The 13,823-nt window shown below is 38.8% G+C and carries 13 protein-coding genes; 8 read left to right on the top strand and 5 right to left on the bottom strand.

What is annotated here, in order from left to right; translation table 11 throughout:
• The first annotated feature begins 82 nt into the window (after window positions 1–82).
• Together FK178_RS15135 and FK178_RS15140 are read left to right on the top strand one after the other, a co-directional pair.
• On the top strand, window positions 83–2,086 hold the full coding sequence (locus FK178_RS15135; RefSeq protein ID WP_146837169.1) for a tetratricopeptide repeat-containing sensor histidine kinase: 2,004 nt from the start codon (window positions 83–85) through the stop codon (window positions 2,084–2,086).
• The gene (locus FK178_RS15140; protein ID WP_146837172.1) at window positions 2,083–2,754 is read left to right on the top strand and encodes a response regulator; all 672 of its coding nucleotides are present in this window, start codon (window positions 2,083–2,085) and stop codon (window positions 2,752–2,754) included. Before FK178_RS15135 ends, FK178_RS15140 begins: the two co-directional genes overlap by 4 nt.
• Before the next feature lie 102 nt (window positions 2,755–2,856).
• Here the strand turns inward: FK178_RS15140 and FK178_RS15145 are convergent, their stop codons facing one another.
• A complete protein-coding gene (locus tag FK178_RS15145; RefSeq protein WP_146837175.1) occupies window positions 2,857–3,396 on the bottom strand; it encodes a hemerythrin domain-containing protein in 540 nt (179 codons plus the stop codon).
• Window positions 3,397–3,732: 336 nt separating this feature from the next.
• On the opposite strand from FK178_RS15145, the gene FK178_RS15150 reads away from it, so the two are divergent.
• The 5 genes from FK178_RS15150 to FK178_RS15170 all read left to right on the top strand — a co-directional run bounded on the left by FK178_RS15150 (window position 3,733) and on the right by FK178_RS15170 (window position 8,493).
• Entirely contained in the window at window positions 3,733–4,617 is an 885-nt protein-coding gene (locus FK178_RS15150) for a DUF808 family protein (RefSeq protein ID WP_146837178.1), read from the top strand.
• Window positions 4,618–4,771: 154 nt separating this feature from the next.
• Window positions 4,772–5,314 carry a YceI family protein gene (locus FK178_RS15155; RefSeq protein WP_146837181.1) on the top strand — a complete coding sequence of 181 codons (543 nt, stop codon included), beginning with the start codon at window positions 4,772–4,774 and terminating at the stop codon, window positions 5,312–5,314.
• 5 nt (window positions 5,315–5,319) lie between these two features.
• Window positions 5,320–6,237: a DUF5777 family beta-barrel protein gene (locus FK178_RS15160; protein ID WP_146837184.1), complete on the top strand. Its 918-nt coding sequence runs from the start codon at window positions 5,320–5,322 to the stop codon at window positions 6,235–6,237.
• Window positions 6,238–6,274: 37 nt separating this feature from the next.
• On the top strand, window positions 6,275–6,664 hold the full coding sequence (locus FK178_RS15165; RefSeq protein ID WP_146837187.1) for a hypothetical protein: 390 nt from the start codon (window positions 6,275–6,277) through the stop codon (window positions 6,662–6,664).
• Between the two features lie 440 nt (window positions 6,665–7,104).
• Complete coding sequence (locus FK178_RS15170; protein WP_146837190.1) at window positions 7,105–8,493, top strand: vanadium-dependent haloperoxidase; 1,389 nt, start codon at window positions 7,105–7,107, stop codon at window positions 8,491–8,493.
• 108 nt (window positions 8,494–8,601) lie between these two features.
• Here the strand turns inward: FK178_RS15170 and FK178_RS15175 are convergent, their stop codons facing one another.
• Together FK178_RS15175 and FK178_RS15180 are read right to left on the bottom strand one after the other, a co-directional pair.
• The gene (locus FK178_RS15175) at window positions 8,602–9,330 is read right to left on the bottom strand and encodes a LytR/AlgR family response regulator transcription factor (RefSeq protein ID WP_146837193.1); all 729 of its coding nucleotides are present in this window, start codon (window positions 9,328–9,330) and stop codon (window positions 8,602–8,604) included.
• 2 nt (window positions 9,331–9,332) lie between these two features.
• On the bottom strand, window positions 9,333–10,388 hold the full coding sequence (locus FK178_RS15180) for a sensor histidine kinase (protein WP_146837196.1): 1,056 nt from the start codon (window positions 10,386–10,388) through the stop codon (window positions 9,333–9,335).
• Window positions 10,389–10,776: 388 nt separating this feature from the next.
• Between FK178_RS15180 and FK178_RS15185 the strand changes: the two genes are divergently transcribed.
• Window positions 10,777–11,364, top strand: coding sequence for a class I SAM-dependent methyltransferase (locus tag FK178_RS15185; protein ID WP_205677195.1), 588 nt, complete (start codon window positions 10,777–10,779; stop codon window positions 11,362–11,364).
• Between the two features lie 117 nt (window positions 11,365–11,481).
• Here FK178_RS15185 and FK178_RS15190 read toward each other — a convergent pair whose 3' ends face one another.
• Both FK178_RS15190 and FK178_RS15195 read right to left on the bottom strand, forming a co-directional pair.
• Window positions 11,482–11,940, bottom strand: coding sequence for a hypothetical protein (locus tag FK178_RS15190; protein ID WP_146837199.1), 459 nt, complete (start codon window positions 11,938–11,940; stop codon window positions 11,482–11,484).
• A gap of 291 nt (window positions 11,941–12,231) precedes the next feature.
• Window positions 12,232–13,599, bottom strand: coding sequence for an amidohydrolase family protein (locus FK178_RS15195; protein WP_146837202.1), 1,368 nt, complete (start codon window positions 13,597–13,599; stop codon window positions 12,232–12,234).
• Window positions 13,600–13,823: the final 224 nt, after the last annotated feature.

Consider the following 13,823-nt stretch of genomic DNA (forward strand, 5'->3'; position numbering starts at 1 on the left):
AAACAGTCTTAATCTTTTTCTTTCATTTTTACTTCCTATATTTATCAATATTGTAAGATTTTACCTGTTAAAACCCCACATTTTGATTAAAGGAATTTCAGTTTTTTTAATATTGTTGCTTTCTATTTCTTGCAATAACAAGGTGATCAATAAAAAAGAAATAAATGAATTAGCTTCGGTAAAGGAGAGAATTTCCTTGATGAATTCTACCCCCAATACTGAAGAAAAGCTATCCCTTTCCTTAGAAATTAACAAGGCGATTAATAGGATCCAAAATGATACTATTAAAAATGACGCTCTTTTTTTATTAAGCTATGCGCATTATATAAACAAAGATTCTGTCCAATTTTTAAAGGTTAATAAACAGACATTTCAGCAATCCTTAAAATTAAAGGATACTTCAAAAATAGCTGAAGCTCACTATGATCTTGCCAATTTTTATTATTCAAAAGAAGAATTAGCTGGTGCATTTAAAAATTTCAATGAAGCGCAGAAACTTTACTCGCACATTGAAGAAAATTTCCTTTCTGCAAAAATGCTCCTGTATATTTCATATATACAAAAAGATATTCACGATTATACCGGTAGTGAAATCAATTCTATTCAGGCTATAAAAATATTTAAACCGCTTAAAAAGTATTTTTACTTATTTAGTGCATATAACAATCTGGGTATAATTTACGGGGAGCTTGAGGAATATGAGAGTGCGATAAATTCCTTTAAAGAATCTGAAAAATATCTTGAAAACATAAAAGACAAAAACAAGAATAAGGAAATAATATTGAACAATATAGGACTCGTTTATTCCAAGATGGGAGAATTTGTTCTTGCAGAAAATTCCTTTAAAGAGGTTCTGCAAAATCCGGAATTATCACAAACTGACCCTGAATTATATGCGATGGCATTGGATAATCTCGCTCATTCCGAAATGAAAAGGGGTAAAACATCAGGAGTGCTGGAAAAATTAAATAAATCTCTAAGAATTAGAGATAGTACGGGGCATACAAGCGGTGTAGTAATTAATAAAATACACTTGGGGGAATATTACCTGAAGCAAAAGGATACAGCCAAAGCAAGTGAATTTTTTACCTCTGCAAAAAACCTTGCCCAGGAATCGAACAATTTTAGGGACCTGTTAAAATCTCTCTTGTTTTTGTCCTCTTTAAATGATGATAAGGAAACATTAGATCAATATATACAATTAAATGACAGCCTTCAAAAGGAAGAACGGGCTATAAGAAATAAATTTGCCCGTATTCGCTTTGAAACTGATGAATTTATTGCCCAGAACAATGAACTGAACCTTCAAAAAAGGTGGATGATTTTTGGATTTTCCGGTTTGATTTTACTTTTGGTTTCAGTTTTTACCAATCGGAATCAAAGGATAAAGAACAGGGAATTAAAATTGATTCAGCAGCAGCAAAAAACCAATGAGGAAATTTATAATTTACTCATTGATTCCCAGACAATAATTGAGGATGCCCAGGAAAAGGAGAAAAAACGTATTTCCCGGGAACTCCATGACGGAATTTTAAGTCAGTTTTTTGGGGTTAGGTTAAACCTGGAGTTTTTAAATGATTGTACAGATAAGGAATCTGTGGCAAAAAGAGGTATGTATATCAATGAACTCAAGCTACTTGAAAAGGATATTAGAAAGGTCTCTCATGAATTAAATATAGATTTCCTATCTTCAGAAAAAAGCTTCCTTCATATTGTAGCCGAGCTTCTAAAAGAGCAGGAAAATTACGCGAATTATAAAAGTGAATTGATTGTTGAAGACGAAATAAAATGGGAATATTTACCTCCCAAATCCAAGATTAATTTATATAGGATCATTCAGGAAGCAATACATAATATCAATAAATACGCAGATGCCAGGAATGTAAAGGTTTCTTTTTTTCAATCTGAGAAAGAAGTTCTGGTTAGTATTGAGGATGATGGGAAGGGCTTCGACCTGGAATCTGTAAAAGATGGGATAGGTTTAAAAAACATGAAAATGAGAAGTAAGGATTTAGATGGATCTATTTCTTTTAACTCCAATACCAATGGTACAAGGATTGAGATTAAATTGCCCCGAAAAATATGAATGAATCAATAAAAATATTAATGGTAGATGACCACCCCATGATCCTGGATGGGTATAAGAATATCCTTAACAAATCATTAGGTGAGAAAAAGAATCTTTTAATTGATTTTGCCTTTAACTGTGAAGATGCGTTTAATAAGATAGAAACTTCCTTAAATACTTCGCCCTATCATCTTATTTACCTTGATGTAAGCCTCCCTCCGGCCAAAAAACTTAAAATTTTATGTGGTGAAGATCTGGGTATAAAAATTCGGGAGATTTCTCCGCAATCAAAGATCATTATAATGACCATGTACAGTGAAAACATGAGAATATATAATTTAATGAAAAATATTAAACCTGAGGGGCTACTAATTAAAACAGATGTAAATCCTTTGGAATTTTTATCTTCATTTGAAAAAGTAATAGCTGGAAATTTATATTATAGCCAGACAATAAATGAAATGCTCAGAAATCAATTCATTAATGAGTTGGTGCTTGACCCTATAGATCGCAGCATATTGTTTCATATTTCAAAAGGAGTAAAGACTAAAGATTTGGCCGGCATTGTAAATTTATCCCTGCCTGCAATAGAGAAAAGAAAAAGAAATATAAAAGAAGCTATAGGGGTTAAACAGGGAGGAGATTTAGTTCTTGTGGATAAGGCAAAGGAACTTGGCTTTTTGTAAGTATGTAATCATAAATCCGGAAACAGGTCAAGGTTTTTAAATTGACCGCTGGATGAAAAAAAGCAGTTCTACATTTTCTCCTGAAGAAAAATTGCTTCTATTCTAATTATCAAACTCCCTTTCTTTCAGTTTTAAATATTCCCCAATTAACAGCACGGTTGGGAACAGGATTGTTTCCTCAAGCTCAGAATGTTTCTCCAGTTCTTTCTCATAACCTGAAATTTCCCCGGGGTTTTCTGTCGCGGCATAATTCATCATTTTGCTCATAAAATGTTTGATCATCTGGTGTTCGGCGAGCATTACGCTCTCGTTCTTCCTGAATTTTTCTGTGAGCTTAAGGATCTTTCCGCTCTCCTCAGGCAATTCTCCATTGGCTAATAACTGCAGGATGCCCAAAGGAGGTAATACATAATCCTCTTCCTCCTTAAAATGAAATTCCAACAAATTATACAGTTCTCTGGCAACTATCCCGGTACTGTCTTCATAGGCAGTCAATGGTTTCAGTTGATTCAGAAAATATGTATGTTCCTTCAGGATCTGGGAAGGTACTTCGGCCGTGAATTGCGGAATCCGGGCTTCTTCCTTATCTCCGCAGCTGCCAGGCAACAGAAGGAGCGGGATCAAATATTTCCAGAACTTCATTGTTTTTTATGAAAGATAGATCAAGGTTTTGGGGAGAGAAATGATATTTATCACTTAAAACCGGAAATCAACTGTGAACCACGCTTGTTTTAAGAACCAGGATGCCAACTTCAAAAAAGCTAACGACTAAAGTGCCTCGACATTTAAATTTTCTCCCCTTCCTTTTTCCAATTTAATCCCTTAACCTCCCGGGTTGCCAATACCTGTGAGGGTTTTGAAATGTTTCCTGAAAGATCAAGAATGTTATAAAAGGCTTTTTTCTATAAATGCAATTGTTAAAATCCGTTGAAAAGTGGGAAACTTCCATGTATCTTGCTGGAAAATTAAATACAATTTATGGCTTCAGGATTTTTTGCACTTCTGGATGATGTGGCAGCACTTATGGATGATGTCGCGGTAATGGGTAAACTGGCGGGAAAGAAAACCGCCGGAATTTTGGGAGATGACCTCGCGGTGAATGCCGAAAAGGCTTCCGGTTTCATGTCTTCCCGCGAGATCCCGGTTTTATGGGCTATTACCAAGGGTTCTTTCCTTAATAAATTAATCATATTGCCGCTGGCTTTTCTTTTAAGCTGGCTATATCCCCCCGCTATCATCGTGATTTTATTACTGGGCGGACTCTACCTGGCCTATGAGGGAGCTGAAAAAGTTTATGAATGGGTTTTTCCGCACGCGCATGAAAAAACTACACCCGAGCTTAGGGAAATTACAGAAGAAGAGGCCCTGAGTCTTGAGAAAGAGAAGATAAAATCGGCAGTGATCACAGATTTTATACTTTCTGTAGAAATAATTATCATAGCTCTTGGTACAGTTTCCGAAGAAACATTGACCCTTCAAATAGTGGTGGTTTCTATTATCGCGCTGGTTGCCACCGTAGGGGTTTATGGAATAGTTGCCCTGATCATTCGAATGGATGAGTTTGGAGCGAAACTAATTTCGATGAATGACAGAGATGACAGCATTTCAGATCACATAGGGATATTTCTGGTAAATGCTTTGCCCAAGGTCATTAAAAGTCTTTCGGTAATAGGAACAATAGCACTTCTTTTGGTATCCGGTGGCATCTTTGTACATAACATTCATTTCCTGCACGGACTATTTGAGAAAATCCCGGCGATAATTACAGAATTTTTAGTGGGATTGGTCGTAGGGATAGTTGTTTTGTTTTTGGTAAAGATGGGGGTTACAATCTGGAAGAAATTTTCCGCCCCCGCCTCCTAACCCTCCACCCTTTAATATAAGTGACCCCGGAGAACATGTTGTAAATAATATGCCTAAATTGGTAATTATTTATGATTTGTTTAGGTTTGAATTATATTTTTTGTAAATTTAATAAGGTATCATAATTTATATTAATTGATTCTTATTTTTTAAAATGAAAAATAGGGGGATATATTTACTTCTTTTCCTGCTTTTAATGCAGGCAGGATTCTCTCAGGAAATTTTTCAATCCCCAAATACCAGAATAAGCTTCTTTTCATCGGCTCCTGTAGAAGACATTGAAGCGGTTTCCAAGCAGGGAACCTCAGTTTACAATTCGGTTACAGGCGAAATTATTTTTAGGGTAAGAATAAGGAGTTTTAATTTTGCCAAATCGCTTATGGAAGAGCATTTCAATGAAAATTACATGGAATCTCACAAATATCCTCACGCTACTTTCCGTGGAAAATTATCTCCCATACCCAATACGGCTTCAAATGAGATTCAAACTGTTATGATATTGGGAGACCTGGAAATACACGGCAAGGTGAAAAACAGAAATATTCCTGCGGAAGTAAGATTCGTAAATAAAGAGATGCATTTAAATTCAAATTTTGGAGTAGCCAATAAAGACCATAATATTAAAATTCCCCGGTTAATGTTCAGGAATATTGCTGAAGTAATTAAAGTTACGGTGGAAGCCACATATAATCAATGAGATCCATGAAAAATTTCCTCCTGTTTTGTGTAATTTTTATCACCTCCCTGGCTACTGCCCAGGACCTGGACTCCATTATGGGAAATCTGGAAGAACCTCCTAAAGAAAAGGTGATAGCAACCTTTAGAAGTCCCAAATTGGTATTACTTCAAACCAATGAGACTCAAAAAAAGCAAACTCTCACCTTTTGGGTGGGGCATAGATTTGGAGATATAGGAGGTGAATTTGGGGGGTCTCATACTCTTTTTGGCCTTGATGCGGCTACAGATATACATTTGGGGTTCGATTATGGTATTACCGATGAACTTACGGTTGGAATTGGCCGCAGTAAATTTGACGAAACCTATAATTTCCAGGGAAAATACCGGCTTTTCTATCAGGTAGAAGAAGAAATGCCGGTTTCAATGACCGTTTTTGGCCAAACTTCCTGGATAACAAGAAAGGAAAATTTTGCTAATGAATTTGACGGGCAGGGAGACAGGATCAGTCATTTTCTACAATTGATCATTGCGAAAAAATTCTCTTCATCTTTATCCTTAATGCTTAATCCAGGTTATATAATAAGGCCACAGGTTTTGGACCCATTAGATAAAGAAAACTTTTTTGTGTTGGGAATGGGTGGGAGATTAAAACTCACGAAAAGGCTGTCCCTAATAGCGGACTACACCTGGGTAAACGGATTGGACCGCCCCAACGACCTGGATCTTACCTATTACAATCCTCTGGGGATTGGATTGGAGATAGAAACCGGTGGCCATGTTTTTAGTCTGAATTTTCAAAATGCCACCTATATTACCGAAAATAATTTTATTCCATATACCCAAAAATCGTGGGAAGACGGCGGGGTCAGGTTTGGTTTTTCAATTTCGAGAAACTTCTTCCTGGGCCCAAGAGAAGATCCGGCAAATGTTGACGGATACTGATATTAGAAATAACTTTAACAACTTAATTTCAGGAATTATGGATAGAAAAACCTTTATCAGGAAAACCACCGCGGGGCTAATAATAGGCCTTCCCGTGGTTTCGATGTTTAGCTGCTCCTCGGGATCAGATGACGGACCCTCCCCAAGCCCAAGTCCAAGTCCAAATCCGCAGGCAAATTGTTTGCAAAATGGAACCCAAAGCGCTATTAGTGCAAATCATGGACATACCCTCACGGTATCCAAGGAAGATGTAAATGCTGCAGTAGAAAAAAGCTATACGCTTAGTCAGGCAAGTACAGATAATCACATACATGAAATAACCATTTCGCCTACCCAGTTTAATACGTTAAAGGCAAACAATTCTATTTCGGTTACCTCGACAAACCAGGCAGGGCACACCCATTCAGTAACTGTATCCTGCGCATAAAGAAAACCGGGTCTTGATTGAGATCCGGTTTTTTTATTTACTTAGTATTGAGTATTGAGTATTGAGTATTGTGGGAGGTATTGTATAATGTGAGATGTTAATCACCGCGCGAATTCAGAGTCCCTGAGAAAACTATTAACGGATCATTTACACCAGAAATATTTCCCCTGTAGCCTTACCGGGACTACCAGAGGGCTGGCAGAAGAATTCAGTAAATGGATTATCCCTGTCACAAATTAAAATTCCGTGACATCAGATTCTTTAAATATTTGTCCCTATCACCCCTCACAAACCATAACGGATAACTCAAACCCACAAGTTATAACTTCCTTTATCTTACCAATTCTATTATTGGACTGCTCAAAACTGCTTTGTACCGATTATTAAATTCCCCCTTTCATTTTCACAATAAATTAGGGTATAACTTAAAAAATGTGATCATGAAAACAACATTAAAACTTTTTGGGGGACTAATATTAATGGTTAGTCTGGGATCATGCGAAGTGGACGAGATTGAGACCGCCGATTCCGGTTTTTTAAATTCTGCCGATGTTAAAGCGGTGGCCAACTTTAACAACGGGATGATTAAAACTTACAGTCCTAAGACTGTGCTCCAATGGAACGAGTTGCTAAGCAAATCTATAGATCAAACTTTACCACAACCTGTGGAGGTGAAACTATATGCTATGGTGACCCTGGCCATTCACGATGCCTTGAACAATGTAGTTCCTAAATATGAAACCTACGCTTTGGATAATTTGGATGTAGATCCCGCAGGTATTACCCACAAGAATATCGAATCAATTGCAGATGCGGCAGTTTCGCAAGCCGCCAGGGATATTTTGGTCCAACTTTATCCTGGGGCTACCGTTGCCGCAGATGAGTTATTGAGCAGCCTGCTTGCCGAAATTGAGGATTCAGATCTCAAAATTCGGGGTATGGATATAGGCAGGGATGCTGCTGCCGCTGTTCTTTATAAAAGAAGAAATGATTTTCCATTAATTTTTACTGCGTATGTGGGAGGTACGGCACCCGGAGAGTATCAATCTAATTTCCCTCCTTTTAATGCGCCGGGTCCCATCTGGCCCGCAAATGCTGTATTTGCTCCTAATTTGGGAAATCTTACTCCATTCGGTATTTTATCAGGGGATCAATTCCGGGATGCGGCTCCTTATCCTTTAATTTCAAGTGAGTACCTGGCCGATTATAATGAGGTAAAATCTTTGGGTTGTACAGCCTGCCCTTTAAGGACAGAGGAGCAAACCGAAATTGGGGCATTTTGGATAGAAACCAATTCAAGTTCTATGAACAGGATGGCCAGGGCTCTGATTGTTCAGAAAAAACTGGATGGTTGGGAGGCTGCAAGACTTATTGGCCTTATCCAAATGTCACAGATAGATGCCTACATAGCATCTTTTGATGGAAAATACCATTATAATTTATGGAGGCCAATTTCCGCCATACGCGGTGGGGATTCAGATGGTATTGAGGCAACCATTGGAGATGTAGACTGGACCCCAACTTTTCGCACCCCGCCAACGCCTGAATTTCCGTCAACTCACGCCTATAGTGGTGGCGCTGCCGCCTTTGTATTTAAAGCATGCTTCAAAACCGACCATCTTAATATGACGGTTACAAGCCCATATTATTTACCGGGAGTGGAACGTCATCTTACCAGCTTTACTCAAATGGGGAATGAAAATGCCATTTCAAGGATCTATATAGGATACCACTTCAGAAAAGCTGTTGAGGTGGGAGAAAGACAGGGAAGAAAACTGGGAGAATATGTATTTGAGAACAATTTGAGGGAGCTTAAAAAGATCCTGTAAATGTCCTCCTGCAGAATAGTCCGGTTTAAAATGACCGGACTATTACAGGTTATTAAAGCAGATAACTCCTTTTAATTACAGCTGCATTATATACTTTTACCTTTACCTTTACCTTTCAGCCACTCCATTGGGTAAATTTCCGCCATGAGGAATGATCTTAAGAAATTCATTGGCATAACTTTTTCCAATAGGCAGTTCTTTACGGCCTATCTCCACATCGGTTTTGGTGAAGGCTGTTATTTTTCGCAGAGAAACAATATAAGACCTGTGGATTCTCAAGAACTGGTTCTCCGGTAACATTTCCTCTACGTGGTTTAAAGTTAGTTTTACCCTGAGTTCCCTGTTTTTGTCAATGTGAATAATAACATAATCGCGGTAGCTTTCCAGATATAGAATTTCCTTAAGAAATACTTTAACCATTTTTCGGTCGGCCCGAAAATACAGAAAGTTAATTGCGGAAACCTGATTGTCTGGCAAGGCATTATTTATTTGCCGCACTTTATTTATCGCTTTTAAAAATCGTTCAAATGATATAGGTTTAAGCAAATAATCTACCGCATTAAGTTCAAAGGCTTCAATGGCAAAATCTTTATGGGCCGTGGTGAAAATTACTTTTGGAGGATGGGATAATATTCGTAAAAGTTGGGTGCCAAAAAGTTTCGGCATTTGTATATCCAGGAATATAAGGTCTACTTTTTCAGTGGCAAGAAGATTTAAAACCTCGAAACCATTCCTGCAAATTCCACAAATTTCCAATTGCGGCACTGCCTCAATATATTTGGTCAGGACCTTAATAGCCGGTGGTTCATCATCTACAATAATACATCTGCACACCATGATCAAATAATTTTGCTCAATTCTAATTTGTCAATATATTGTTCTTCGAGTATTTCAAGTTGGATCTCCAAATTAACCACATATACATCGGGCAGTTTTTGAGTTTCCAGTTTATATTCTCCCTTGTATAATATTTCCAGTCTTTTCTTTACATTATCCAGTCCCAGGCCGCCCCTTTGGGAACCACCATCTTTTGTAACAGGATCAATGCTGTTTATAAGTTTAAATTTCAAAAGGCTGCCCTCCAGCGACAAATCAAGGCTTATCCAGCATTGATCTATTTGCCTGCTGGTTCCATGTTTAAAAGCATTTTCAACAAATGGAAGTAATAGGAGCGGAGCAATCTGGTATTTTTCTATCTCGCCCGCTACATAAAGTGACAGGTCCAGTCTTTCTCCATAGCGCATTTTTTCAAGGGAAATGTAATTCTCCAGAAGGTTAATCTCCCGGTCTAAAGAGATGCGGTGAGAATTGCTCTCATAGATCATGAACCGCAACAATGCCGAAAGTCTCAGGACGATCTCAGGAGATTTTGGAGAGAATTCAAGCGTATGCGAATAAAGGTTATTTAGGGTATTGAATAAAAAATGAGGATGAAGTTGCGCCTTTAACAACTTAAGTTCGGCAACAGTTCGTTGCTGTTCTGCCTCCAGGGTGTGTTTTCTTTGTACATACCAGAATTTGAGAAGTTTAATGGAGGCGGCAATTGCAGCAACATGAATAAAGGGAAGGATATTTCTTCCCACGGTTATATTTGCTCCCTGCAAATTTGGGTCACCGGAGAGGGAGAGTTGCGCCAAAACAGTGTAAATTCCGCAGGCGCCTATAAGGATAAATAATCCCAGGAAAAACTGCCAGTATTTGCGATTCAACAGGAATTTGGGAACCAAAAAATAAAGTACCCCATATACAATAATAAGGTGGCCGGGAATAAAAAACAAGGCATTTCGAATAGACTGCATGGGGTTAAGGTCCAGGCCGAATCCCCAGGCAAAATAAAGGACTATCAATATCCAAAATAGAATATGCAGGCCAAGCCTTTTCAGCGTTTTACCCATTTTATTGTAAGATTAGAAGATTTAACTATTCTTTTTCTACAATGTATCTGGCGGGGGAAAAGTATTACTTTCGGAATATTCCAGGCAGGGCAGGACTATCGGTAAAACTCTCAAATTCAGTTTAGTATGAGATAAGTTACGAATTTAACCCGATAATTTTTAAAATAATTTTTATCGATTAGCGAAATTATCGGGATGGCCATTTACATTAATAAAGAATACCAGAACTGATGTAAAGGGTAAAGGCCTTTTCATTTAAAAAGTATCATTACCGGGTTATATTACAAGGGTAGATCCTGAAAAATACTTTCCCCCGGTCTCATAAATATCGATAAATTTGGGTTCAACAAGCCCTTATATGAATTGCAGCCTTTGTAATACGCCGCTTTTGAATAAACCTGATGAGGAATATTATAGTTGTTCCTGCTGCAAAGCCTGGGTTAAGGAGAAGGGCCTGTATCTATCACCTGAAGAGGAACGCTTACATTACCTGTCACATAATAATGATATAAATGACCCGCGCTATAAAAAGTTTTCCTCCCCCATAAGCGATTATATTCTGAAACATTTTACGAAAGAGCAGGAAGGTCTTGATTTTGGGTCGGGAACCGGGCCCGTGATCTCGGGGGTTTTAAAAGAGGCAAATTACCCGGTAACCCAATTTGACCCTTTCTTTGCAAATTTTACCGAAGTGCTGGAACTGCAGTATGATTATGTTTTTGCCTGTGAAGTTGTTGAGCATTTTCAAAATCCGCGCGAAGAGTTTCATAAACTATCTAAACTGCTCAAACCAAACGGAAAACTTCTTATAATGACCCATATATTTGAAGCTCCTTTAGTATTTAAAACATGGTATTACAGGAAAGACCCCACCCACGTGTTTATTTACCGCAGGGAAACTTTTGAATATATAGCTGCCGAATTTAAATTCAATAAATGCGAAATAGAGGGCAGGCTGGTTGTATTATCTAAATAATCCCTTCTGGAAATCACTGTCAAAATCATCCTCAAAAGTGAGATAGGTTTTTCGATTTGTGTATGGAATATTTCAGCCGATTGAAATTCGTCTGAAAATCCTGAAAGGCATAGCCGGTTAAAATTTGTAAACCTTTGCCAGGCTCACCTCATTATCGTATTCCGCAGTAATAAGGCACACGCCTTTCACCTCTTTAATATTATAAACTATTCCTTTTGCATAATCCTTCCACTGCATATCCTCAATTTGTACCAGGTTTCTTGTAAAGGAAGTGATGTTGTAAATAGTTTCTGAAAGAGGTTCCACCACTTTAAATTTATAGCAAACCTCAGAGCCGTCGCTAAAGGTTTTAAAGTACAGCACCCGTCCCTGATTGTAAGTGCCGCTGGCTTTGGTGGTTACCGGCATTTTATAAAAAAGATAATTTTCCCCGCTTTTGGTAACCCCTGAAGAAAAAGGTTCCCCATATTCCTTGATCACATCGCTTTTTTCCTGTAAGATCTGGGCTTGTGCCCCTGGAATTAAAAAGAGAAACATTAGGACCACTCCTGCGATAAATTGAAATTTCGTTTTCATGACTTTCGGTTTAGGGGTTATAAGAAGATGTCTTTCAATTCAATATACAAAATTTTTTGATACAATGGTTGATTGAAAATTGAGAATTGGCAGCAGGTGATCAACCTGAGTATAATCTAAACCTCACAGGTTTTAAAAACCTGAAAGGTTTTTTAAATACCCAACTGTGAGGTTTTTATTTCACCGGCGGCTTAAGAATTGCAAGCGATAATTTTTTTCTTATTCAAATCACATTATTGTTTTTCAATTCTAATGACTACTCCCTACTCACTACTTTCTATTCACTATTCCCTAATTCCGTTCAATTTCCAGGAGCCTTCTATCCAGGGTTTCCCGGTCGTACAATTTGCCGTTAACTATTAAGGCATGTATTTTTTGGGTATTGGAAATATTTTCCAGCGGATTCGCATTGAGCAATAAAAGATCGGCGCGTTTTCCGGGTTCTATGGTGCCAAATTCCTCTGGGGTATCAAAATAAAAGGCAGGATTTCGGGTACCTGTTACCAACACCTCATAAGGGGTGAGTCCTGCGGTTACCATCATTTCCATTTCGCTGTGAAGGGAGAACCCCGGAACGTTAAAAAATTGCGGCGCATCACTGCCCAATGCGATCTGGGCTCCGCTGTCGTGAAGTTCTTTGGTGAGTTCCCGGCGTAATTCCACCAGGGCTTTCGTAGCCTCAGGCTTAAAATCTTCCCTTTTACTGTAGTCATTTTTAAAATTTACCCAACCCTCCAGCACATCCTGCGGCATATATTTCATCTCCGGCCACTTTATCATTTGCGCTGCAGGTTCAGGGGAAGCCAGGTGTTCAATTAAGCTTAGGGTAGGCACATTCCAGGTGCCGGCCTCCACCGTTCTTCTTACTGCTTCGGGGATCCTGCTTTTATCTATGAGGAGCATGAGTCCGCTACCGAAAAATCCGGCGCTCACCCCTTCGGTTTTAGCATCTTCGGGAACCAGGAATTCAACATAACGGTCATAATGGTCTATAGATCTTTGTCCCGCATCCAAGGCCCCTGTAAGGCCTACCTCCACAGGAATATGTCCGCCGAAAGGAATACCTTCTTCCTTTGCTGTCTTCGCCATTTGACCGTAGGTTGCTTTGTCAATACTGCCCATTTTAAGCAGGTCAAATCCCGCTTCTTTTTGACGGCGCACCTCCCGGTTCGCAGCCTCTGGGGTGGGAGCGAGGTCTTTGCTGAAGAATGGGCCGGCGGCAAAGATCTTAGGTCCCGGCAACTCCCCACGCTCTACGCGGTCTCTTACTTTTAAGTGATAGGCGTTCCCCAGCATATTGCGCACCGTGGTCACCCCATTGGCGATATACAGGAAAAGCACATCTTCTACATACTGCGGGCGGTCTTCGCCCGGTATATGCCCGTGCATTTCGGTAAGTCCGGGGATGAGGTAACGTCCCTGTCCGTCAATTTTTACTGTATTGGGAGGTAATTGTATCGCTGCGGAAGGTCCTACCGCTGTGATCCTGCCGTTTTCCACGAGCACGGTATGATCTTCAAGGATCTCCTCTTTGTCCATAGGGACCACATTCACATTGGTAATCGCATAAACATTCAGATTATTATTTTCCTGTGCAAACATGGTTAAACCGAAAAACAGGGCTGAAAATACATACATGAGTTTTCTAAAGTAGTTCATAGCGGGAAAGATTAAATGACAACTCTCTAAAATACAGTTTTTTAATGGATTTCTGTAGACTTGTTTGAATAGTGAATAGTGATTGGTGAGTAGTGAGTAGGGAGTAGTGAGTAGTGATTAGTTAGTAGGGAGTAGTGATTAGGGAATAGTGATTAGTGAATAGTTATAGTGAAAAGAGAATGATGATTTTTATTTTGGACCTTAAACCTTAAACCTTAAACCTT

It is taken from the genome of Antarcticibacterium arcticum, assembly GCF_007993795.1.
Classification (GTDB): domain Bacteria; phylum Bacteroidota; class Bacteroidia; order Flavobacteriales; family Flavobacteriaceae; genus Gillisia; species Gillisia arctica.

Bases quoted from the DNA above. Each gene is read 5' to 3' on its own strand.
- FK178_RS15140 (WP_146837172.1), top strand. From the start codon at position 2,083: ATGAATGAATCAATAAAAATATTAATGGTAGATGACCACCCCATGATC.
- FK178_RS15145 (WP_146837175.1), bottom strand. From the start codon at position 3,396: ATGAAGTTCTGGAAATATTTGATCCCGCTCCTTCTGTTGCCTGGCAGC.
- FK178_RS15150 (WP_146837178.1), top strand. From the start codon at position 3,733: ATGGCTTCAGGATTTTTTGCACTTCTGGATGATGTGGCAGCACTTATG.
- FK178_RS15155 (WP_146837181.1), top strand. From the start codon at position 4,772: ATGAAAAATAGGGGGATATATTTACTTCTTTTCCTGCTTTTAATGCAG.
- FK178_RS15160 (WP_146837184.1), top strand. From the start codon at position 5,320: ATGAAAAATTTCCTCCTGTTTTGTGTAATTTTTATCACCTCCCTGGCT.
- FK178_RS15165 (WP_146837187.1), top strand. From the start codon at position 6,275: ATGGATAGAAAAACCTTTATCAGGAAAACCACCGCGGGGCTAATAATA.
- FK178_RS15170 (WP_146837190.1), top strand. From the start codon at position 7,105: ATGAAAACAACATTAAAACTTTTTGGGGGACTAATATTAATGGTTAGT.
- FK178_RS15175 (WP_146837193.1), bottom strand. From the start codon at position 9,330: ATGGTGTGCAGATGTATTATTGTAGATGATGAACCACCGGCTATTAAG.
- FK178_RS15180 (WP_146837196.1), bottom strand. From the start codon at position 10,388: ATGGGTAAAACGCTGAAAAGGCTTGGCCTGCATATTCTATTTTGGATA.
- FK178_RS15190 (WP_146837199.1), bottom strand. From the start codon at position 11,940: ATGAAAACGAAATTTCAATTTATCGCAGGAGTGGTCCTAATGTTTCTC.
- FK178_RS15195 (WP_146837202.1), bottom strand. From the start codon at position 13,599: ATGAACTACTTTAGAAAACTCATGTATGTATTTTCAGCCCTGTTTTTC.